This is a genomic window from Aeromonas allosaccharophila (assembly GCF_000819685.1).
In the GTDB taxonomy this organism is placed as follows: Bacteria; Pseudomonadota; Gammaproteobacteria; order Enterobacterales; family Aeromonadaceae; genus Aeromonas; species Aeromonas allosaccharophila.
The window spans coordinates 1-21,110 of record NZ_CDBR01000040.1 but is presented as its reverse complement, the minus strand read 5'-3'; the positions used below and the strand labels follow the sequence as shown (position 1 = coordinate 21,110).

General features: G+C 59.5%; 16 protein-coding genes and 1 pseudogene. 6 read left to right on the top strand and 11 right to left on the bottom strand.

Annotated features, from left to right (window positions below):
• Positions 1–72: 72 nt before the first annotated feature.
• Both BN1115_RS08340 and mpl read right to left on the bottom strand, forming a co-directional pair.
• On the bottom strand, positions 73–684 hold the full coding sequence (locus BN1115_RS08340) for a flavin prenyltransferase UbiX (protein ID WP_042656797.1): 612 nt from the start codon (positions 682–684) through the stop codon (positions 73–75).
• Entirely contained in the window at positions 681–2,051 is a 1,371-nt protein-coding gene (mpl, locus tag BN1115_RS08335) for a UDP-N-acetylmuramate:L-alanyl-gamma-D-glutamyl-meso-diaminopimelate ligase (RefSeq protein ID WP_042063094.1), read from the bottom strand. The genes BN1115_RS08340 and mpl overlap by 4 nt, the downstream gene beginning before the upstream one ends.
• 258 nt (positions 2,052–2,309) lie before the next feature.
• Between mpl and BN1115_RS08330 the strand changes: the two genes are divergently transcribed.
• Positions 2,310–3,023: a phosphatase PAP2 family protein gene (locus BN1115_RS08330; protein ID WP_042656796.1), complete on the top strand. Its 714-nt coding sequence runs from the start codon at positions 2,310–2,312 to the stop codon at positions 3,021–3,023.
• A 70-nt stretch (positions 3,024–3,093) separates the two neighbouring features.
• Here BN1115_RS08330 and galE read toward each other — a convergent pair whose 3' ends face one another.
• The 7 genes from galE to barA form a co-directional block, all read right to left on the bottom strand.
• Positions 3,094–4,107: a UDP-glucose 4-epimerase GalE gene (gene galE, locus BN1115_RS08325; protein WP_042656795.1), complete on the bottom strand. Its 1,014-nt coding sequence runs from the start codon at positions 4,105–4,107 to the stop codon at positions 3,094–3,096.
• Positions 4,108–4,225: 118 nt separating this feature from the next.
• Positions 4,226–5,215, bottom strand: a complete 990-nt coding sequence (locus BN1115_RS08320) for an FAD-binding oxidoreductase (RefSeq protein WP_042656794.1) — start codon at positions 5,213–5,215, stop codon at positions 4,226–4,228.
• A 111-nt stretch (positions 5,216–5,326) separates the two neighbouring features.
• A complete protein-coding gene (hcp, locus tag BN1115_RS08315) occupies positions 5,327–6,976 on the bottom strand; it encodes a hydroxylamine reductase (protein ID WP_042656793.1) in 1,650 nt (549 codons plus the stop codon).
• Between the two features lie 287 nt (positions 6,977–7,263).
• Complete coding sequence (locus tag BN1115_RS08310) at positions 7,264–7,731, bottom strand: Dps family protein (protein ID WP_042656792.1); 468 nt, start codon at positions 7,729–7,731, stop codon at positions 7,264–7,266.
• Between the two features lie 155 nt (positions 7,732–7,886).
• A complete protein-coding gene (locus BN1115_RS08305; protein WP_042656791.1) occupies positions 7,887–8,774 on the bottom strand; it encodes an N-acetylmuramoyl-L-alanine amidase in 888 nt (295 codons plus the stop codon).
• A 34-nt stretch (positions 8,775–8,808) separates the two neighbouring features.
• Positions 8,809–9,288, bottom strand: coding sequence for a YehS family protein (locus BN1115_RS08300; RefSeq protein ID WP_042063090.1), 480 nt, complete (start codon positions 9,286–9,288; stop codon positions 8,809–8,811).
• Positions 9,289–9,377: 89 nt separating this feature from the next.
• Positions 9,378–12,095 carry a two-component sensor histidine kinase BarA gene (gene barA / locus BN1115_RS08295; RefSeq protein WP_042656790.1) on the bottom strand — a complete coding sequence of 906 codons (2,718 nt, stop codon included), beginning with the start codon at positions 12,093–12,095 and terminating at the stop codon, positions 9,378–9,380.
• A 153-nt stretch (positions 12,096–12,248) separates the two neighbouring features.
• Between barA and rlmD the strand changes: the two genes are divergently transcribed.
• The 5 genes from rlmD (at position 12,249) to eno (ending at position 20,189) form a co-directional block, all read left to right on the top strand.
• On the top strand, positions 12,249–13,571 hold the full coding sequence (gene rlmD / locus BN1115_RS08290; protein WP_042656789.1) for a 23S rRNA (uracil(1939)-C(5))-methyltransferase RlmD: 1,323 nt from the start codon (positions 12,249–12,251) through the stop codon (positions 13,569–13,571).
• Positions 13,572–13,933: 362 nt separating this feature from the next.
• On the top strand, positions 13,934–16,147 hold the full coding sequence (gene relA, locus BN1115_RS08285; RefSeq protein ID WP_042063087.1) for a GTP diphosphokinase: 2,214 nt from the start codon (positions 13,934–13,936) through the stop codon (positions 16,145–16,147).
• 75 nt (positions 16,148–16,222) lie between these two features.
• Positions 16,223–17,020 (top strand): nucleoside triphosphate pyrophosphohydrolase, encoded by a 798-nt coding sequence (mazG, locus tag BN1115_RS08280; RefSeq protein WP_042656788.1) that lies wholly within the window; start codon positions 16,223–16,225, stop codon positions 17,018–17,020.
• Positions 17,021–17,161: 141 nt separating this feature from the next.
• Positions 17,162–18,799, top strand: coding sequence for a glutamine hydrolyzing CTP synthase (pyrG, locus tag BN1115_RS08275; RefSeq protein WP_042656787.1), 1,638 nt, complete (start codon positions 17,162–17,164; stop codon positions 18,797–18,799).
• Positions 18,800–18,887: 88 nt separating this feature from the next.
• Positions 18,888–20,189, top strand: a complete 1,302-nt coding sequence (eno, locus tag BN1115_RS08270; RefSeq protein WP_042063085.1) for a phosphopyruvate hydratase — start codon at positions 18,888–18,890, stop codon at positions 20,187–20,189.
• Positions 20,190–20,312: 123 nt separating this feature from the next.
• Here eno and BN1115_RS08265 read toward each other — a convergent pair whose 3' ends face one another.
• Positions 20,313–20,798, bottom strand: a complete 486-nt coding sequence (locus BN1115_RS08265) for a GNAT family N-acetyltransferase (protein WP_042656786.1) — start codon at positions 20,796–20,798, stop codon at positions 20,313–20,315.
• A gap of 118 nt (positions 20,799–20,916) precedes the next feature.
• A pseudogene (locus tag BN1115_RS22660) lies at positions 20,917–21,110 on the bottom strand (hypothetical protein); the annotation flags it as partial.

Below are 21,110 nucleotides of genomic sequence, written 5' to 3'. Positions count from 1 at the left end.
GGCCTACTTCAAGATTAGCCTTTCAACACGTAATTGGGACATAGCCTTTTTTATCCGGTTTGTCTGGCCTGCTCAGCCGTGGCCATAGCCCCAGCGGCGGGTCAGCTCATGCTCGACACCCAGATGATCGAGGATGCGGGCGACCATAAAGTCCACCAGATCCTCGATACTTTTCGGCTCATGATAGAAACCGGGCGCGGCAGGCATGATGGTCACCCCGAGCCGCGCCAGTTTCAGCATGTTCTCCAGATGGATCGCCGAGAAGGGGGTTTCGCGGGGCACCAGGATCAGCTGGCCGCGCTCCTTGATCACCACATCCGCCGCCCGCTCCAGCAGGTTGTCCGAGGTGCCGTTGGCAATGGCCGAGACGGTGCCCATGGAGCAGGGGCAGACCACCATCTGTTTCGGTGCCGCCGAGCCGGAGGCCACCGGCGAGAACCACTCCTCCTTGCCGCAAGCCACAATCTGCCCCTCCTTGGCGCCATATTGGCGGCAGAGATAGGCAGAGAGCTCTTTCGGCGAGCCGGGCCACTCCTGCTGCTGCTCGGTCTTGAGTACCACCCGTGCCGCCGAGGAGGCGAGCAGGTAGACCCGATAGTCTGCCTGCACCAGACACTGGAGCAGGCGCAGGGCGTAGGGGGCGCCGGAGGCACCGGTCAGCGCCAGGGTGATCGCTTTGTTCATAGTTCGCCGTGGTAATCCTTGAGGCGGGCGATCAGCTTGTCATGAATACCGCCGAAGCCGCCGTTGCTCATGATCAGAATATGGTCGCCATCGCGGCTCTCGGCCACCAGCCGGTTGATCAGGGTCTCCAGATCGTTGAACACCTTGGCGGGTCGGGTCATGTGGGCGGTCACCTCGCCGAGATCCCAGCCGATGTTGGGCGGCTGGAAGAAGAACACCTCATCGGCGCCATCGAAGCAGCCTGCCAGCTCCTCCTTGTGAACCCCCAGCTTCATGGTGTTGGAGCGAGGCTCCAGCACCGCCAGAATACGTGAGCCGCCTACCTTGGCGCGCAGACCGCCGAGGGTGGTCTCGATGGCGGTGGGGTGGTGGGCAAAGTCGTCATAGACGCTGATGCCCGCCACCTCGCCCTTGAGCTCCATCCGCCGCTTGGGGGATTTGAACTGGCAGAGCGCTGCGATGCCGTGCTCCACCATGACACCGGCATGGCGGGCGGCAGCGATGGCCATCAGACCGTTGTTGACGTTGTGCTCGCCGATGCACTCCCAGTGCACCTCGCCCTGCTTTTCGCCATCCAGCCACACCTCGAAGGCGGAGCCGTCATCGGCCAGCTTGACCGCCTTCCACTTGGCGTCGTCCTGACCCACCAGCTCCACTTCGCTCCAGCAGCCCATCTTGCGCACGGCCGTGAGGTTGTCATCGGCTTGCGGGAACAGCACTCGGCCATTGCTCGGCACGGTGCGCATCAGGTGATGGAACTGGCGCTGGATGGCGGCGAGATCCGGGAAGATGTCCGCGTGGTCGAACTCCAGGTTGTTCATCACCAGAGTGCGCGGGTGGTAGTGGACGAACTTGGAACGCTTGTCGAAGAAGGCGCAGTCATACTCGTCCGCTTCGATCACGAAGAAGGGGGCGGAGCCCAAGCGGGCGGAGACCGGGAAGTTGCCTGGCACGCCGCCAATAAGGAAACCGGGCTCCAGCTTGGCGTACTCCAGCACCCAGGCCAGCATGCTGGCGGTGGTGGTCTTGCCGTGGGTGCCGGCAACGGCCAGTACCCAGCGATCCTGCAGCACATGCTCCAGTAGCCACTGGGGGCCGGAGATATAGGGCAGATTGCGGTCCAGCACATATTCAACACAGGGGTTGCCGCGGCTCATGGCGTTACCGATCACCACCAGATCCGGCGCCGGATCGAGTTGGGAGGGGTCATAGCCTTCGGTCAGTTCGATGCCCTGTTGCTCGAGCTGGGTACTCATGGGGGGATAGACGTTGGCATCCGAACCGGTCACCCGGTAACCAAGCTGTTTTGCCAACACCGCCAGACCACCCATAAAGGTGCCGCAGATCCCGAGAATGTGAATATGCATACCGCTTCCTTTCGCAGTAAAGGGAAGTGCGCATTCTAGGGGGTGTTGCGGTGGTGGCACAAGCCGCACTCATGGTGAGAGACCCACAGATGCGGCACTGGAGGCAGAAATCTTGACGTTGTTAGGGTGTGCGAAACTGGAATGGGGTGATGGGCTTTATTTGAGGCTTGATTTTGTGTCGCACTTTCTTACAATTCTTCGGTTTTGTGACGCACCCTACAGTTTTACCATATCGCCCTTTTCCAACGGAGAGTCCCCATGGGCAAGTTCCTGCTTTGCTATCTGGTCGGTGGTCTGGTGGCCATCAGTTGGGCTGCGCTGCCCGCTCATGGTCCCTGGGATCAGTGGGACCTCGCGATTTTTCATACCGTTAACGGCTGGCTCGGGCAGTCGCCGTTGTGGACCGATCTGGTGGCCATCACCAATAATCGGCTGTTCGATCTGGCGGTATTGGCCTGCATGGGACTGATCCTGGCCCGCTGCTTCTTCGCCCGTGATATTGCTGGTCGTCGTCAGCTGGTGGCGATGGGCATTGTGATGCTGCTGAGTGCGCTGGCGATCAATCAGCTTGGTCATCTACTGCCGGTGGAGCGACCCAGCCCGACTCTGATGGTGAGCGACGCCTTGCGAGTCACCCATCTCAGTGCGATCCAGACCAAGGACTCTTCCGGCGATAGCTTCCCGGGGGATCACGCCCTGTTCCTGATGATCTTCGCCGGTTACGCCTTGCGTTATCTGCCGCGCTGGGCCGGTGTCAGTGCATTGCTGATGGTGCCGATCTTTTCCGCGCCGCGCATTCTGGCGGGCGCTCACTGGTTTACCGATGTCTATGTCGGCGCGCTGGGGCTGGCGACCCTCTGCCTGCCCTGGTTACTGCTGACCCCGCTGGCGGATCGGCTGATCGCGCGAATCGTTCCCTATCTCTCGCCATTGCCGTTGCTGCGCAGCCAGACCCACTGCCAGACCCACTGATTGAGCACCGCAAAATAAAACGCCCCGACATCTTGATGTCGGGGCGTTTTGTTATCAGCCCGCTAGAGCATCAGCCTTGATAGCCGTTCGGGTTGTTGCTTTGCCAGCGCCAGGTATCGACCATCATCTGCTCCAGACCACGCTCTGCCTGCCAGCCCAGCTCGGCACGGGCCAGCGTCGGCTCTGCCCAGCACTCGGCGATGTCGCCCGGGCGACGGGGTTTGATCTGGTAGGGAATGGGGCGGCCGCTGGCGGCCTCGAACGCCTTGACCATCTCCAGTACCGAGTAACCCTGACCGGTGCCCAGATTGTAGGTGAAGACGCCGGTGTCGCTCTTGATGCGCGCCAGTGCTTTCAGGTGGCCGATGGCCAAGTCCACCACATGGATGTAGTCGCGCACGCCGGTCCCGTCTGGCGTCGGGTAGTCGTTGCCAAATACCCCCAGCTCCTTGAGCTTGCCGACACCCACCTGGCTGATATAGGGCAGCAGGTTGTTGGGGATGCCGTTGGGATCTTCACCAATCAGGCCGCTCTCGTGGGCGCCGACCGGGTTGAAGTAACGCAGCAGCACGATGGCCCAGCGGGGATCGGACTTTGACACGTCGCGCAGGATCTCTTCCACCATCAGCTTGGAGCGGCCGTAGGGGTTGGTGGCGCTGGTGGGGAAATCTTCCCGCAGCGGTACCGAGGCGGGATCGCCATAGACGGTAGCCGAGGAGCTGAACACCAGCCGGAACACGCCCGCCTTGGCCATCTCCTCGCACAGCACCAGAGTGCCGCTGATGTTGTTCTGGTAGTAGGTGAGCGGGATCTGGCTTGACTCGCCCACCGCCTTGAGGCCCGCGAAGTGGATCACCGATTCGATCTGGTGGTTGGCAAACAGCTGCTGCAGACAGGCTCTGTCCAGCACATCCCCTTCGACGAAGGTGACCGGCTTGCCGGTGATCTGCTCTACCCGCTTGAGTGACTCCGGTGAGGAGTTGGAGAGGTTGTCGAGTACCACGACCTGCTGCCCCGTGCCGAGCAGCTCAACCAGGGTGTGGGAGCCGATATAGCCGGCGCCCCCTGTGACCAGTATTGTCATTTTTTTATCCCGTGTTCTGGTGAAACTGGGGGCAGAGTCTAGCGCCCCTGCCTACTTGGGAAAAGGTTGGGATACCGATGACGCCTTCACCACACCTCAAATAAATCTTCGCCACGCCTTAAAAATCGAGGCTGATATCCCCCTGTGCAGTGCAGGAGCAGGCCAGTGCCACGCCGTTCGCCAGATCCTGTGCATTCAATGTCATCACGCTCTGGCGCTCGATATTGCCCTCGGTAGAGCACCGGCAGCTGCCACATACGCCTGCGCGACAAGCTGCCATCATGGTTTCACCTGCCGCTTCCAGCGCCGCCAGCAGGGTCTGGCCCGGCAAAATTTTCACTTTCTTGCCGCTCTTTTTCAGGGTCAGCCAGAAGTGGTCGTTGGTGGTCGCGGCTGGCTCTGCGGGGGGAAGACCAAAGGACTCCTGATGCAACTGCTCCAGTGGCAATCCCAGCTCCGCCAGCATGGTGCTGATAGCCGCCATATAGGGGGTTGGGCCGCAGAGATAGACATGGCGCTCGTGCAGGTCAGGGGCCAGTTCGGCCAACATGGCGGGGGTGAGTCGGCCAATCCAAGGATGGTCAGCCGGTGCTTGCTCCAGCACGAATGCATGACGTAGCCCGATATGTGCCTCAGTCAGCGCAGCCAAGTCGTCTGCGAAGATCACATCTGCTGGCGAGCGGGCGCTGTGAATAAAGCGGATATCGGCGTCCGGCCGTTTGGCAAGCTCGTCCCGCAGCATGGCCCACATGGGGGTGATGCCGGAACCAGCGCTCAAGAGCAGCGGCCGCTCGCAGGGCAGGGCGGTCAGGTTGAAATCGCCGAACGGGCCATCAGCCCGGATCTTGTCTCCCACTTGCAAGGTCTGGTGCAGATGGTGGGAGACTAGCCCCACATCCTTGATGGTGACCTGCCAGCACGAATCTTGCGGGCTGGAGGAGAGGGTGTAGGCGCGGCTGTATGGCTTGCCGTCAATTTCGGTGTGCAGGGTGATGCACTGGCCAGCCAGTACGGGAGGGAGGCTGCCAGAAAGCGGCGCCAGCTGCCAGCTCACTACGTCGCGGGTGTTCTGTTGGCGGCCAATGCAGGTGAGCGTGAGAGAGGTCATCACAAGGCTCCTTATGTTTGAAACGGTTTGAAAAACGTCTGATGAAAAAGCCGAGGCCAGAAAAAAGGCGAGCCGGGCGGCTCGCCAAACGCTTACAACATGAGATGCCGATCAGGCCGCCAGGATCTCGGCCAAGTCAGCCTCGGCCGTGGTGGTCCCTTTCAGGCCAAACTGCTCCTCCAGCACCTTGAGCAGGGCCGGGGTGAGGAAGGCGGGGGCGGTCGGGCCAGTACGAATGTCTTTCACCCCGAGGGAGAGCAGGGTGAGCAGAATGACGATGGCTTTCTGCTCGAACCAGGAGAGCACCAGCGTCAGCGGCAGATCGTTGACCCCGCACTCGAACGCCTCGGAGAGCGCCAGTGCCAGCTGGATGGCAGAGTAGGCATCGTTGCACTGGCCCACGTCCAGCAGGCGCGGAATACCGCCGATGTCGCCAAAGTCGAGCTTGTTGAACTTGTACTTGCCGCAGCCCAGGGTGAGCAGCAGGCTGTCGCGTGGCGCAGCCTTGGCAAACTCGGTGAAATAGGCTCGCTCGGCCTTGTCGCCGTCACAGCCACCCACCAGGAAGAAGTGGCTGATCTCCCCGGCTTTTACCTTCTCAATCACCGCGGGTGCGGCCTGCATCAGGGCGTTGCGGGCAAAGCCGATGGTGATGAAGTGTTCGAGCTCGGTGTGCTTGAAGCCATCGAGTGCCAGTGCCTTGGCAATCACGGCGGAGAAATCATCTCCCTCCAGATGAGTGACGCCCGGCCAGCCGACGATGGAACGGGTGAAGATGCGGTCACTGTAGTTGCCCACGTTCGGGTCGATGATGCAGTTGGAGGTCATCACCACGGCGCCCGGGAAGTTGGCAAACTCCTTCTGCTGATTCTGCCAGGCGGAGCCGTAGTTGCCCACCAGATGGGGGTACTGTTTGAAGAAGGGGTAAGCCAGCGCGGGCAGCATCTCGCCGTGGGTGTAGACATGGATGCCGGTGCCCATGGTCTGCTCCAGAATGAGCTTGAGATCCATCATGTCGTGGCCGGAGACCAGAATGCACTTGCCGGGGATGGGGGTGACGCGTACCTGGGTGGGTTCAGGATGGCCGAAGGCGCTGGTTTCACCCAGATCCAGCATCTCCATGATTTTGAAGTTGAGCTGACCGATCTCCATGGCGCAGTTAAACAGCCGACCCATTTCGCTCGGGTCTGTGCTGAGCCAGCTCATGATGCGGTGGAATTCGGCGGCCACCTCGTCACTCTGCTGATCCAGCACCCGAGCGTGCTCCATATAGGCGGCGGCGCCCTTGAGGCCGTAGAGGCAGAGCAGGCGCAGCCCCATGATATCTTCGTTCACCTCGCTCTTGCCCCGATTGGGGGCGGCTGGCGCAGCATGGGCGAGCTGTTCTAGCAGCTCGGCGCCGGGCTCGAAGTAAGCGGACTGCGGCAAATCGTTCACCAGCACTGCCATGGCGGCCAGACGATCGGCCAACTGCTGGCGATAAGCGAGGGCCTGATTGACGTAGGCCACGATGCGATTCGAGTCGAAGTTGACGTTGGTGAGGGTGGCGAAGAAGGCCTTGGGCACGAAGGCATCGATCTCGCGGTCGATGATGCCCTGCTCGCGGGCGGCCAGCGCCCAGGCGCTGAGTCCCTGCAGGGTATAGATCAGCACATCTTGCAGATCCGAGGTTTCCGCCGTCTTACCGCACATACCTTGTGCGTAGGCACAGCCGTTGCCAGCCGGGGTACGAATTGTCTGTTCACATTGCACACAAAACATCATGTCTCTCCTAATTGGACATTTCAGTTGTTTGTTTTGTGGCGATTCTATTCCCCTCGTGAAAAACTTAATAGGCATTCAATTTGCCAATTAAGGTTCCCTTGATGCAGATCAAAAATAAAAAAAGCCGCCCAAACAGGGCGGCAAGCGGGTGGATAAAAGGAGAGACAACTCAGGTTTGCAACAGAACATAACAATCAAGCGGGTTGGGCCGAGTCAGGTCAGGTGCCCCCGGCCCGGTACTTCATCAAGCCTTCATACGTGCGTATAGCCGGCTTGGTTCACGATCAGGCCAGATAAGCTCGCAACATCCAGACCAGTTTTTCCTGCTGCTGCACATAGTCGGAGAGGATGGAGGCGGTGCCCTCATCACCGGCTTCGGCGGCCTGACCCAGAATGCGGCGCTGGGCGACCAGCAGTTCGCGGAAGCTCTCCAGCAGTGATTCGACACAGGCGCGGCCATCGTGCAGCCCTTTCTGCTCGTGGATGGCAGAGACTTTCAGGTAGTCGCTGAAGCTGTGCATCGGCACCCCGTCCAGCGTCAGGATCCGCTCGGCCAGCGCATCGACTTTGAGCAGCAGGTCGTTGTAAATCTCTTCAAATTTCAGGTGCAGTTCGAAGAACTGGTTGCCACGGATATTCCAGTGGAAGCCGCGCACGTTCATGTAGAGGATCTGGTAGCTGGCCAGCAATTTGTTCAACTCGGCTGCCAGGGCTTGTGATTGAGCAGTATCAAGACCAATCGGGCTTTTCATCATTCACCTCCAGATTTGGACATCGGTTTTAAATTATCTTTCGGAACGCAGTCAGAATAACGCCTTGCAAATTGCAGGGACAATTGCTTGTGCCTAACTGTTTGATAGCTAACGGCTATCAAACAGTACGCAGCAGCGGGGGCAATGGATGAGGATTAGGGGAAATATTTTTCGAGCAGCGCCATCAGGATGGCCTGACACTCGCGGTCCGCTTCGCTATCGACCTTGCTGGCGCGAAAGTGGAGCTGAAAGGCGCGCATGACGGCGCGGCTCTGCTCATCCCACTGGCCGCTCTGGGGCAGGCCGTAGCCATAGCGGGCCAGTTGCTGTTGCCACATGGCCGCATCCCAGTCGGGCAAGGGGCTGGCCAGGAGAGCAGCCACCCGATCTTCATCGGGCCAGGCGCCGACCCCGTACGTCAAATAAAGCTGACGCCAGGGGAAGTGGGGGCCGGGATCCTGCTTGCGCTCGGGGGCGACATCGCTGTGGCCCAGCACCTGGGTCGGTGGAATGCGGTAGCGGGCGACCAGCTCCCGACTGAGGGCGCCGACGGCGGCAATCTGCTGCGGGGTATAGGGTTGCCAGCGGCGGGCATCGGGGGCCAACGACTCATCTTCCGCTGGATAGCCGAGGTTGACGATCTCGATGCCAAGGGAGCTGGCATTGAGCCCGGCATATTGGTGCCAGCGGCTGCGCCCTGCATGCCAGGCGCGCGCACTGTCCGGCACCAGCTGATAGACCGGTAGCGGGGTCTCGCGGCTGTCGCGGGGGATCAGGTAGTGGGCGCTCACCTTGTGCTCCGGCTCGGTCAGCAGGCGCAGGGAGTTGGCATCGTCTTCGTCGGTGTAGTGGAGGATCAGAAAGGCGATCCGCTCGTTCTGGTTGGCGCTCTGATAGCGGGCAGAGAGCTGGTACTCGGACGGAGTACAACCACCCAGCAGCAGAACTAGTGGCAGAAAGAAGAGAGGAAGAAGACAGCGCCAGCGCCATCCCCCTGCGACAGCCAGGCTGCTGAGCGTGGGGGGAGTGAGTCGCTGGCACATGTCGAAGGCCCTGCCCGGTCAGTCGCGCTGCTGGTTAGCTGCGGTACTTGGCAGTGAGGCCAATCAGGAAGTTGCGCAGGATCTGATCCCCGCAATCCTGATAGTGCTTGTGATCCTTGGAGCGGAACAGGGCACTGAGCTCGGACTTGGAGAGGTTGAAGTCGGCGAGCTTGAGCGTGCCGAGCATGTCCTCTTCCTTGTAGTTGAGGCCGATGCGCAGCTTGCGCAGGATCATGTTGTTGTTGATCCGGTTCGGGATCACCTGGGCCGGGGCATCTTCCCGCACGCCACGGCGTGCGATGATGAAGCCATCGAGGAACTGGCTCAGGGCCGAGTCGGGACAGGCGACATAGCCTGCCTCTTGCTCTTCACCTTCCGCCGCCTCTTTCATCAACCAGCTGTGCAGCTGGGCGTGAGTGACCGTCAGGTTGCCCTTGGCAAACATCTCGACCATCTCGTCGTTGCTGATGGTGAGGGCATAGCGCAGACGGCGCAGAATATCGTTGTTGGTCATGCTGACTCCTGTGTAAACGGCGCAACTTTACCATCTGGCGGCCCTCGCGTCAGAAAAAGCGGGGGCCGGTACAGTTCGGGTCAAGCTCATCAAGCCTTATCGAGATAACGGGGCGCCTCCTGGCGCACCAGTTCCAGCGCATCTTGCAGCTCCAGCAACTCGGGTTCCAGCTCGCTGACCGGAACGCCGTCGCGCAGCTGTTGCTCCAGCTGGGAGAGCAGCCGTTGCAGCCCCGGCACCCCGGAATAGGCACAGCCACCGTTGAGGCGATGGAGCTGGGCCAGCACCTCGCTATCTTCAATTTCGCCCGCCAGTGCGCTATCCAGCACCGGCTCGACCTCGTCGAAACTGGCCAGCAGCATGGTCAGCATCTCTTTGGCGAGATCCTCTTTGCCCGCCGCCTGACGCACCGCCAGCGCCCAGTCTATCTTCTGGGCACCGTCATTCTGGTGGCGGCGATAGGCAAAGTCGGTGATGAGCTGGGCCAACATGGTCTCGTCGATGGGCTTGGCCAGATAGTCGTCCATCCCCTGGCGGATCAGGCGCTCACGCTCGCCGGGGATGGCGTGGGCGGTCACCGCCACAATCGGGGTGGTGGTGTTGAGTGACTGGTAGCGGATCGCCTGGGTGGCGCTGATGCCATCCATGATCGGCATCTGGATATCCATGAATATGATGTCGAACGGCTGGCTCTGGGCCTGCTTGACCGCCTCCTTGCCGTTTTTGCACACCACCACCTGACTCACCATCTCCTTGAGCATGGCGGCGATCAGCTTGAGGTTGGCGGCGTTGTCATCCACCGCCAGCACCTTGATCGGTTGCAACTGGCGCGGCGCAGGCTGCGCGGGCAGCTTCTGGCGGCTCGCCTCGGGCGAGAGCAGGGCGTGCAGCAGCTTGCGGTGGTTGACCGGTTTGGAGAGGCAGTGCTGGGCGCCGTGGGCCAGCATCGCCTCGTAGAGCGCCGGCTCGTGGCTGCTGAGCAGCACTATGGTGTTCTGCTGCTGGCCGCTCAGGCTGTCGAGGCGGCCGATCACCTGCTGTGGCGTATGCAGGGTGCTGCTGCCGATGATCACCATCTCCTGCTCGCTCATTTCTGGCCAGGGGTCATCGCTGGTCAGTGGCTGCACGTCGAGCTGCCACTCCGCCAGCAGGGCGAGCAGGGAGGCTTGGGCGAAGGGATCCGGTTCCAGCAGCCAGAGCCGTTTGCCACGGATCCGATCCAGCGGCAGTTGATCGCTCTGGGGCAGGGGCGATACCTCCACATCGAGACTGAACGAGAAGATCGAGCCCTTGTCCAGCTCCGACTCGAAGCGGATCTGGCCGCCCATCTGCTGCACCAGCTTCTGGGTAATGACCAGGCCAAGACCGGTGCCGCCATAACGGCGGGAGATGGAGGAGTCGGCCTGATTGAAGGCCTGGAACAGTTGGCGCTGCTGCTCTTGCGAGATGCCGATACCGGTATCGCGGATCCGGATGTTGAGTCTCACCTTGTGGTTGCCGCTGCCTATCTGCTCGATATGGACATCCACGTTGCCCTGCTCGGTGAACTTGATGGCGTTGCCGGCGAGGTTGGTCAGCACCTGCTGCAGCCGCATGGGGTCGCCGGTGAGGGAGTCCGGCACGTCGGCATCTACCCGCAGGGAGAGCTCCAGTTGCTTGTCGTGGGCGCTGGGGCCGAGCAGGTGCATGGTTTCGTTGAGGGTGTCGCGCAGGCTGAACGGGATATGCTCCAGCTGCAGCTTGCCCGCCTCCAGCTTCGAGAAGTCGAGGATGTCGTTGATGATGCCAAGCAGGTTGCGCGCCGACTTCTCGATGGTCTGCATGTAGTCTGTCTGGCTCGGGGTCAGGCTGGTTTTCAGCAGCTGGCGGGTAAAACCGATGACGCCGTTTAGCGGCGTGCGCAGCTCGTGGGACATGTTGGCGAGAAACTCCGACTTGACCCGCGCCGCCTCTTGCGCCCGTTTCTTGGCCATGTCGAGCTCGACGTTCTGGATCTCGATCTGCTCCAGCGTTTCGCGTAAATCCGAGGTGGCCTGATCGATATTCTGCTGCATCTCTTCGTGATATTCGGAGAGCGCCTTGGCCATGGCGTTGATGCCGTTTTTCAGCATATCCAGCTCGCCGGTCAGCTCGCCGCTGACCCGGGTATCGAGTCGCCCCTCCCTGATCTTGTGCACCGCCTGCACCATGTTGGTGATGGGCTGGGTCACGCTCTTGACCAGACGGAAGCCAAACAGGGTACTGAAGGCGACCCCGATGAGCACCATGATCACCGCAAAGAAGGTGTCGCGGTACTGCAGCAGCATGGCCCGATCGGTCGCCATCTGCATCGAGATGTAGCCGATCATCGGCGGCTCTACATCGCTGGGCAGCGGGAAGCCATCGAGGCTGGTTTCGGCCTGGATCGGGGTACGCAAAATGATGTCGTCCCCCTGAAACGTCACGCTGGTCAGATCCGGAATCGGCTCGCCATCGGGCAGTCTGAGCCGGGTGAAATCCCGGTGGTAGTTCGAGGTGACGAACAGCTGGTTGTCCTGGGTGAAGACCGCGATGGACTTGATGAAGGGGGAGTTCTTGCGATGGGTCAGGCCAATCAGCCGCTTGAGGGATTCGCGACTGTGCTGGGTCATGCCATATTCACTGGCGATCGCCAGCGGTTCGATGATGTTGATCCCCTGATCAATGAGGTTGTTTTCCAGCTGCTGGTAGCGGTGGAAAGTGAAGTAACCGGCCATCAGGCCACCGATGATCAGGGTCGGCAGGATGGTGAAGGCGAGAACGCGTGCTCTCAGGCCATATTTGGTCATACGAACAGGCCACCAGTGAACAGGGTTGGCGATAGGGTTGATGGCAATGCACGGGCTCTCAGGCCGTATTTGGTCATACTATTATTCTTGTGGGACAATACCCGGCAGCAGATTCCACAATCATGACATAGCCACCTATAGGCACCAAGTTTTATGGCCCAGTTTTTCAAGCCCCAAAAGAAGTCCACCCAGCTCCAACGCATTGAATTTACGATAGACACCCTCGATCACCACTGCGTCGGTATCGGTCGCCATCAGGGCAAGGCGATCTTCGTCGAAGGGGCGCTGCCCGGCGAGACCGTCAAGGCGCGCATCACCGAAGAGAAAAAACAGTATGGTCACGCCGCCTTGCAACAGGTGGTGACCCCGGCGGCCAACCGCATCGCCCCCTTCTGCAGCCACTACCGCGAGTGCGGTGGTTGCAGTGCCCAGCACATGTCGGTTGCCGATCAGCAAGCGGCCAAGGCGGCCGGGCTGGTCAGCCTGTTCGAGCGGTTGGGCAACATCAAGGCGCCAGCACTGGAGCCGGTACTGACCGGTGAAGATCGCGCCTACCGCCGGGTCTGTCGCCTGGCCATCAAATTTGACAAGAACGGTCGCTGCACCCGGGTCGGTTTCCGCCGCCGCAACAGCAACGATCTGGTGGAGATTGACGGTTGCCCGGTGCTGGCTGAGCCGCTCTCTGCGCTGATCCCTGCACTGCGTGAGTGCCTCAATCGCCTCAAGAGCCAGCGCGAGCTGGGCCATGCCGAGCTGATTCAGGCCGAGCAGGGGATCATGATGCTGCTGCGCCACACCGGCCGCCCCAATGAGGCGGATCGCGCCCTGCTGGTGGAGTTTGCCAAAGCGCAGGGGATCGACCTCTATCTGCAGGCGGCTGATGAACGCATCGAAGCGCTGCAGCAACAATTTTCCCCATCCTACTCGCTGGATGGCCTGTCTCTTGCATTTGCCCCCGGTGATTTTATTCAGGTCAACGGCCCCATCAACCAGAGCATGGTGGAGCAGGCGCTGACATGGCTCGGGGCGAGCAAAGATGACAAGGTGCTCGATCTCTTCTGCGGTATCGGCAACTTCACCCTGCCGCTGGCCCGTCAGGCTCGCGAAGTGGTGGGAGTGGAAGGTGAACTGGCGATGGTGCAACGGGCCGAAGAGAACGCCCGTCGCAACGGCATCAGCAATGCCCGTTTCTACAAGGCCGACCTGAGCGATGACATCGTCGGCATGTCCTGGGCGCGGGAAGGGTTTGATCTGGTGCTGCTGGATCCGGCTCGCCCCGGCGCGCTGGAAGTGATGGGGCACGTCGTGAAACTTTCACCCAAGCGGGTGGTCTACGTCTCCTGTAACCCGGTCACCCTGGCGCGGGACAGTCAGGTTCTGGTGAAAGGGGGTTACCGTCTGGTACGCCTCGGCATGCTCGACATGTTCCCTCACACCGGCCATCTGGAGTCCATGGCGCTGTTTGAACGGATCTAGGCTGTGGGGTATCCAGATATTCCGTAGCAGCGGTCATCTGGAGTCTATGGCGCTGTTTGAACGGATCTAGGCTGTGGGGTATCCAGATGTTCCGTAGCAGCGGTCATCTGGAATTCATGGTGCTGTTTGAACGGGAGTAAATGACTCATCAGTTTGGCGATGCCGGATAGGTCATCCGGCTGTTTGATCAGATGTGATTGGGGTAATCTAGACCCTCGTCGTTCGGCAGGGCCTGTTGGCGCGCTCTATTGTCTTTCTGGACAATATGCCTTGAAAAGCGCGCCGGATATCCCCATTTGAGGCAATCTCATGAGAGGGAGAAAGTGACAGCTTTCGGCCCGATAATTTAAAGGATTGATACCATGGTTGCGGTTCGCGATATTCATTTGAAAGACAACTTCACCCTGGAGGAGTGGGTCGGCTCGCTCTCCTTGAGTGACAGTGACAAGGATCAGCTGCGAACCGTTTACCAGTACTGTCTGACGCTCGGTGACGAGGCGCTGACCAGCAAGTTGCTGGTGCGCGGCATCGAAATGGTGGGCATCCTGCAGATGCTCAGCATGGATATCGGTACCCTCAAGGCCGCCATCATCTACCCCTTCGTCGAAGCCGGTCTCATCAGCCAGGAGCGGATGGACGAAGACTTCGGCTCCAAGATCGCCAAGCTGGTGGAGGGGGTGCTGGAGATGGAGGCCATCCGCTCCCTGCAGACCCTCCATCGCAGCGAAACCTCGCCGGAGCAGGTCGACAACGTGCGCCGCATGCTGCTCGCCATGGTCGAGGATGTGCGCGCCGTGGTGATCAAGCTAGCGGAGCGAATTGCCTGCCTGCGCGAGGCAAAGACGGCAGATGAAGAGACCCGGGTGCTGATGGCCCAGGAGATCACCAACATCTATGCGCCGCTCGCCAACCGCCTCGGCATCGGCCAGCTCAAGTGGGAGCTGGAAGATCTCGCCTTCCGTTACCTGCACCCGGATACCTACAAGCAGATCGCCAAACAGCTCGATGAAAAGCGGCTCGATCGGGAGCGCTACATCCGCGAGTTCGTGCAATCTCTGCGTAATGGCCTGAAAGAGGCCGGGGTGGAAGCGGAGGTTTATGGCCGTCCGAAACATATCTACAGCATCTGGCGCAAGATGCAGAAGAAGCACCTCGAATTCAACGAGTTGTTCGACGTGCGCGCAGTGCGGGTAGTGACCAAGCGGCTGCAGGATTGCTATGCGGCGCTCGGTATCGTGCATACCCAGTTCCACCACATTCCCCGCGAGTTTGACGACTATGTCGCCAACCCCAAACCCAACGGCTATCAGTCGATTCACACCGTAGTGGTGGGGCCCGAGGGCAAGACCGTCGAAATCCAGATCCGTACCGATCAGATGCATCAGGATGCCGAGCTCGGCGTCGCGGCGCACTGGCGCTACAAGGAAGGAGCGCAGGCTGGCGGCAAGGCCAACACCTTCGAAGACAAGATCGAGTGGCTGCGCAAGCTGCTCGCCTGGCAGGAGGATCTCTCCGAGAGCGGCTCCCTGCTCGAGGATCTGCGCAGTCAGGTGTTCGAGGACCGGGTCTACGTATTCACCCCGAAAGGGGATGTGATCGACCTGCCGGCGGGTGCCACCCCGCTCGACTTTGCCTATCACGTCCACAGCATGATCGGCCACCGCTGCATCGGCGCCAAGATCGACGGTCGCATCGTGCCGTTTACCTACGCGCTGCAGACCGGCGATCAGGTGGAGGTGATCACCCAGAAAGAGCCGAACCCGAGCCGCGACTGGATGAACCCCAACTCCGGCTTCCTGCGCTCCAGCCGGGCGCGGGCCAAGGTGGCCACCTGGTTCAGAAAGCTGGATCGGGACAAGAATATCGTGGCCGGTCGCGAGCTGTTCGAGAAGGAGCTGGATCGCCACAACCTCAGCATGTCCAAGATCGACAAGGGCAACATGCTGCGCCGCTTCAATCTGGAGAGCACCGACGATCTGCTGGCCGGTATCGGCAGCGGCGATATCCGCATCAACCAGGTGCTCAACTATCTCGACACCTGCTACAACAAGCCGACGGCGGAAGAGGAAGATCGTCGCCTGCTGGAGAAACTGGAGCAGAAGGCCAATGCGCCGATGCGCCACAAGCCCAAGGATCACATAGTAGTGGAAGGGGTCGGCAACCTGATGACCCATATCGCCCGCTGCTGTCAGCCGATCCCGGGAGACTCCATTCAGGGCTTCATCACCATGGGGCGTGGCGTCTCGATCCACCGGGAAGATTGCGAGCAGCTCAAGGAGCTGTCACGGCGCAATCCGGAGCGGCTGATCGATGCGGTGTGGGGGGAAAACTACTCCGGTGGCTACGGCCTCACCATCCGGATTATCTCCAACGATCGCTCCGGCTTGCTGCGCGACATCACCACCGTGTTGGCCAACGAAAAGATCAATGTGATGGGGGTGCGCTCGCGCTCCAACGTGCGCGAGCAGACCGCCGAGATCGACATGGAGCTGGAGATTTACAACATCAACGCCTTCAACCGGGCGTTGGCCAAGCTCAGTCAGCTTAACGACGTGATCAGCGCCAAGCGGCTGTAACTATCGAACCGACCGGCCCCAGTGGCCGGTCTGCATTTCCGACCCTTTTTGAACGAATCAACAAGCGAATATCCCATGTCTCAACGTTACGACCTCTCTCAGCTGCTCGACATCATGTCTCGTCTGCGCGATCCGCAAAACGGCTGTCCCTGGGATCTGAAACAGGACTTCCAGAGCATAGTGCCGCACACCCTGGAAGAGGCCTACGAGGTGGCCGATGCCATCGAGACCGAGGATTGGCAGGGGTTGAAAGGGGAGCTGGGGGATCTGCTGTTTCAGGTGGTGTTTTACGCCCAGTTGGGTAAAGAGCGGGGCTTGTTCGACTTTGCCGATATCGTCGACACGGTGAGCGAAAAACTGATTCGCCGCCATCCCCATGTGTTTTCCGATGCAGACCTTTCCAACGAGCAGGCGGTAAAAGCGAACTGGGAGGCTGAAAAAGCCAAGGAGCGGGCAGCCCTCGATCAAGAGAGCGTGCTGGACGATATCCCGCAGGCGCTGCCGGCCCTGACCCGCGCCGCCAAAATTCAGAAACGCTGCGCCACCGTCGGTTTTGACTGGAAGACGCTGGGGCCGGTGGTGGACAAGATCCACGAAGAGATCGACGAGGTAATGGAAGAGGCGCTGATGGCCGATGTGGACGAGGCGCGGGTGAGCGACGAGCTCGGCGACCTGCTGTTTGCCACCGTCAATCTGGTGCGTCATCTGGGCAAGGATCCGGAGCAGGTGCTGCGGGGCGCCAACGCCAAGTTCGAACGTCGTTTTCGTCAGGTTGAGCAGTTTATCGCCGCAGAAGGCTTGAAAATGACCGATTGCACCCTCGAAAAGCTCGATGCAGCCTGGGATCGGGCCAAGGAAATCGAGCAAAGTTGATTTGGCGCAAGATGGGGGGGCGGTGAGCCTGATAGATTTTTGCTCATTGTTTGGGAGAGGGGTTTTTGGTATACTGTTTCCCCGTCCTGCTTCATCCCCGAAGCACCCCTTAAAATTCCCTAAACTTCTTTCAGGTTCAGCATGACGACCAAATATATTTTTGTTACTGGTGGCGTTGTTTCATCCCTCGGCAAAGGCATTGCCGCAGCTTCTCTGGCAGCCATTCTGGAAGCCCGTGGTCTGGATGTGACCATCATGAAACTGGACCCGTACATCAACGTGGATCCGGGCACCATGAGCCCGACCCAGCATGGTGAAGTGTTCGTAACCGAGGACGGGGCCGAAACCGATCTGGATTTGGGCCACTACGAGCGTTTCATCCGCACCAAGATGACCCGTCGCAACAACTTTACCACCGGCCGTATCTACGCCGACGTACTGCGTAAAGAGCGTCGTGGTGACTATCTGGGCGCCACCATTCAGGTTATTCCGCACATCACCAACGCCATCAAAGAGCGGGTGATTGCCGGTGCCGAAGGCCATCAGGTTGCCATCGTCGAAGTGGGCGGTACTGTGGGTGACATCGAGTCCCTGCCGTTCCTCGAAGCCATTCGTCAGCTGGCTGCCGAAGTGGGCCGCAACAACGCCATGTTCATGCACCTGACGCTGGTTCCTTACCTGGCTGCTGCCGGTGAAGTGAAGACCAAGCCGACCCAGCACTCCGTCAAAGAGCTGCTCTCCATCGGTATCCAGCCGGATGTGCTGATCTGCCGCTCCGACCGTGCCATTCCGGCCAACGAGCGCGCCAAGATCGCCCTGTTCTGCAACGTGCCCGAGCGCGCCGTCATCTCCATGAAAGACGTCGACTCCATCTACAAGATCCCGGCACTGCTGAAATCCCAGAATCTGGACTCCTACTTCACCGAGCGTTTCGGTCTGGAGTGCAAAGAAGCCGATCTGTCCGAGTGGGAACAGGTTGTCTTCGAAGAGGCCAACCCGACTGCAGAAGTGACCATCGGTATGGTCGGCAAGTACGTATCCCTGCCGGATGCCTACAAGTCCGTCAACGAAGCACTCAAGCACGGTGGTCTGAAGACTCGTCTTTCCGTCAACATCAAGTACATCGACTCCCAGGACATCGAGACCCGTGGCTCCGAGCTTCTGGAAGGTCTGGATGCGATCCTGGTACCGGGTGGCTTCGGTGAGCGTGGCGTGGAAGGCAAAATCCTGGCTGCCCAGTATGCCCGCGAGAACAAGATCCCTTACCTGGGTATCTGCCTCGGCATGCAGGTTGCCATGATCGAATTCGCTCGCAACGTCGCGGGCATGGCAGGGGCTCACTCCTCCGAATTCAAGAAAGATTGCGCGTATCCGGTCGTCGGCCTCATCACCGAGTGGGTGGATGAAGAAGGCAACGTCGAGACCCGTACCGAGAAGTCTGATCTGGGCGGTACCATGCGTCTGGGTTCCCAGCTCTGCCACCTGGTCGAAGATTCCAAGGTGCGTCAGATGTACGGCAGCCCGACCATTTACGAGCGTCACCGTCACCGTTACGAAGTAAACAACAAGCTGCTGCCGCAGATTGAAGCGGCAGGTCTGAAAGTGACCGGTCTCTCCGCCGACAAGAAGTTGGTGGAAATCATCGAGATCCCGGATCACCCCTGGTTCGTGGCCGCGCAGTTCCACCCGGAGTTCACCTCAACTCCCCGTGATGGCCACGCTCTGTTTGCCGGTTTTGTGAAGGCGGCAGGCGAGTATCAGAAGCGTAATTTGAAGTAATTTAAAATAAATGCGGTTGGGGCCTGTGCCACAGCCGCTTTTTTTGGCATATTTTTGTTGTTTTTTTACGAAACCTGAGGAAATACACATGTCCAAGATCGTTAAAGTGATCGGTCGTGAAATCATCGACTCCCGTGGTAACCCGACCGTTGAGGCCGAAGTTCACCTGGAAGGTGGTTTTGTTGGTATGGCAGCCGCTCCGTCTGGCGCGTCTACCGGTTCCCGCGAAGCGCTGGAACTGCGTGACGGCGACAAGAGCCGTTTCCTGGGTAAAGGCGTGCTGAAAGCCCTCGAAGCCGTAAACGGCCCGATCGCTCAAGCTCTGCTGGGTAAAGATGCCAAGGACCAGGCCACTGTTGACCAGATCATGATCGACCTCGACGGTACCGAGAACAAATCCAAGTTCGGCGCCAACGCCATTCTGGCTGTTTCCCTGGCTAACGCCAAAGCTGCTGCTGCTGCCAAAGGCATGCCGCTGTACGCCCACATCGCCGAGCTGAATGGCACTGCTGGTGTTTACTCCATGCCGCTGCCGATGATGAACATCATCAACGGTGGTGAGCACGCCGACAACAACGTCGACATCCAGGAGTTCATGATCCAGCCGGTTGGCGCCAAGACCCTGAAAGAAGCTGTCCGCATGGGCGCTGAAGTGTTCCACAACCTGGCCAAAGTGCTGAAGTCCAAGGGCTACAACACTGCAGTCGGTGACGAAGGTGGTTTCGCTCCTAACCTGAAATCCAACGCCGAAGCGCTGGAAGTGATCGCTGAAGCCGTTGCTGCTGCCGGTTACAAGCTGGGCACCGACATCACTCTGGCGATGGACTGTGCTGCTTCCGAGTTCTACGACGCAGAGAAGAAAGAGTACAACCTGAAAGGCGAAGGTCGTATCTTCACCTCCAACGAGTTCTCTGACTACCTGGCTGACCTGACCACCAAGTTCCCGATCGTCTCCATCGAAGATGGCCTGGACGAATCTGACTGGGACGGTTTTGCTTACCAGACTGCTGAACTGGGCAAGAAAATCCAGATCGTGGGTGACGACCTGTTCGTAACCAACACCAAGATCCTGAAGCGTGGTATCGACAACGGCGTTGCCAACTCCATCCTGATCAAGTTCAACCAGATCGGTTCCCTGACCGAAACTCTGGCTGCCATCAAGATGGCCAAAGACGCTGGCTACACTGCCGTCATCTCCCACCGCTCCGGTGAGACCGAAGACGCGACCATCGCCGACCTGGCTGTTGGTACCGCTGCTGGCCAGATCAAGACCGGTTCCATGAGCCGTTCTGACCGTGTTGCCAAGTACAACCAGCTGATCCGTATCGAAGAAGCTCTGGGTGCCAAAGCTCCTTTCCGCGGTCTGAAAGAAGTTAAAAACCAGGCTTAATTTGCTGGTTTGCCAGCCTCGGCTGGAATGAAAAAAACCGGAACCCTTGGGTTCCGGTTTTTTTATGTCTGATCCTTGCCATAACGGCCTGAGAGGCGAGGGCGTTGAGTCTCTGGTCTCGGGTCAGACAAAGGGGAGCATGCGCTGATAGCGCCCTGCATGCGCCTTGAAGCCCAGTTTTTCAAACAGGGCGATAGAGCGGACGTTATCTGCATCGATATCTGCGGTGAGGCGGGTGACTCCCAGCGTGCTGGCGTGGGCGAACAGCAATCCGAGCGCCTCCGACATAAACCCTCTGCGCCAATAGGCCGCATTAAGCAGACAGCCCACCTCGCAGCAGCGGCCCGCCTCGCTGAAACTGTGCAGGCCGCAGGTGCCGATCACCTTGTTGCCCTCCCGCTCGACAATCGCCCACTCCAGCGACTCACCCGTTTGCTCCAGCCGCACCACGCTCGCCATCATCTGCGCCACCATGGCGGGAGAGGTAAAGCAGGGATCAGAGGCAAACTCCATGGTCAGCGGATTGCCATAAATCTCGAACAGATCGGCAGCATCCTGCGGGCCAATGGTGCGCAGTACAATCCGAGTGCCGGTTAAGTCTGGCTTCATAAATCTCCTTGGGATGTGTTACGCCAGCAAAGATACAGGTGAAAAATGAGACAGCGTGAAAGTCGGTCTCTGAAGGCAACTGGCACTATCACGAAATATTTCTATCGTGAACGTCCGATTACGCTTCGCTAATCGACCTACGGGCTTTGTTATTCATTAACCTTGCATCTATTTTATTCGAAAAATCTGAGAAGCCATCCAAGTCAAAAGGGGCGTAAATTCTCTTGCGACTGTTAGTACGAATGACCATGCAATCCACTATGAGTAATTTTCCCATACTCACACTGATCATCCAGGGTAAGAGCATGAATG

Excerpts from the sequence above, each read along its gene's own strand:
- BN1115_RS08265 (WP_042656786.1), bottom strand. The coding sequence starts at position 20,798 with ATGAAGCCAGACTTAACCGGCACTCGGATTGTACTGCGCACCATTGGC.
- relA (WP_042063087.1), top strand. The coding sequence starts at position 13,934 with ATGGTTGCGGTTCGCGATATTCATTTGAAAGACAACTTCACCCTGGAG.
- pyrG (WP_042656787.1), top strand. The coding sequence starts at position 17,162 with ATGACGACCAAATATATTTTTGTTACTGGTGGCGTTGTTTCATCCCTC.
- BN1115_RS08330 (WP_042656796.1), top strand. The coding sequence starts at position 2,310 with ATGGGCAAGTTCCTGCTTTGCTATCTGGTCGGTGGTCTGGTGGCCATC.
- mpl (WP_042063094.1), bottom strand. The coding sequence starts at position 2,051 with ATGCATATTCACATTCTCGGGATCTGCGGCACCTTTATGGGTGGTCTG.
- hcp (WP_042656793.1), bottom strand. The coding sequence starts at position 6,976 with ATGTTTTGTGTGCAATGTGAACAGACAATTCGTACCCCGGCTGGCAAC.
- rlmD (WP_042656789.1), top strand. The coding sequence starts at position 12,249 with ATGGCCCAGTTTTTCAAGCCCCAAAAGAAGTCCACCCAGCTCCAACGC.
- BN1115_RS08310 (WP_042656792.1), bottom strand. The coding sequence starts at position 7,731 with ATGAAAAGCCCGATTGGTCTTGATACTGCTCAATCACAAGCCCTGGCA.
- mazG (WP_042656788.1), top strand. The coding sequence starts at position 16,223 with ATGTCTCAACGTTACGACCTCTCTCAGCTGCTCGACATCATGTCTCGT.
- BN1115_RS08305 (WP_042656791.1), bottom strand. The coding sequence starts at position 8,774 with ATGTGCCAGCGACTCACTCCCCCCACGCTCAGCAGCCTGGCTGTCGCA.
- eno (WP_042063085.1), top strand. The coding sequence starts at position 18,888 with ATGTCCAAGATCGTTAAAGTGATCGGTCGTGAAATCATCGACTCCCGT.
- BN1115_RS08320 (WP_042656794.1), bottom strand. The coding sequence starts at position 5,215 with ATGACCTCTCTCACGCTCACCTGCATTGGCCGCCAACAGAACACCCGC.
- BN1115_RS08340 (WP_042656797.1), bottom strand. The coding sequence starts at position 684 with ATGAACAAAGCGATCACCCTGGCGCTGACCGGTGCCTCCGGCGCCCCC.
- galE (WP_042656795.1), bottom strand. The coding sequence starts at position 4,107 with ATGACAATACTGGTCACAGGGGGCGCCGGCTATATCGGCTCCCACACC.
- BN1115_RS08300 (WP_042063090.1), bottom strand. The coding sequence starts at position 9,288 with ATGACCAACAACGATATTCTGCGCCGTCTGCGCTATGCCCTCACCATC.
- barA (WP_042656790.1), bottom strand. The coding sequence starts at position 12,095 with ATGACCAAATATGGCCTGAGAGCACGCGTTCTCGCCTTCACCATCCTG.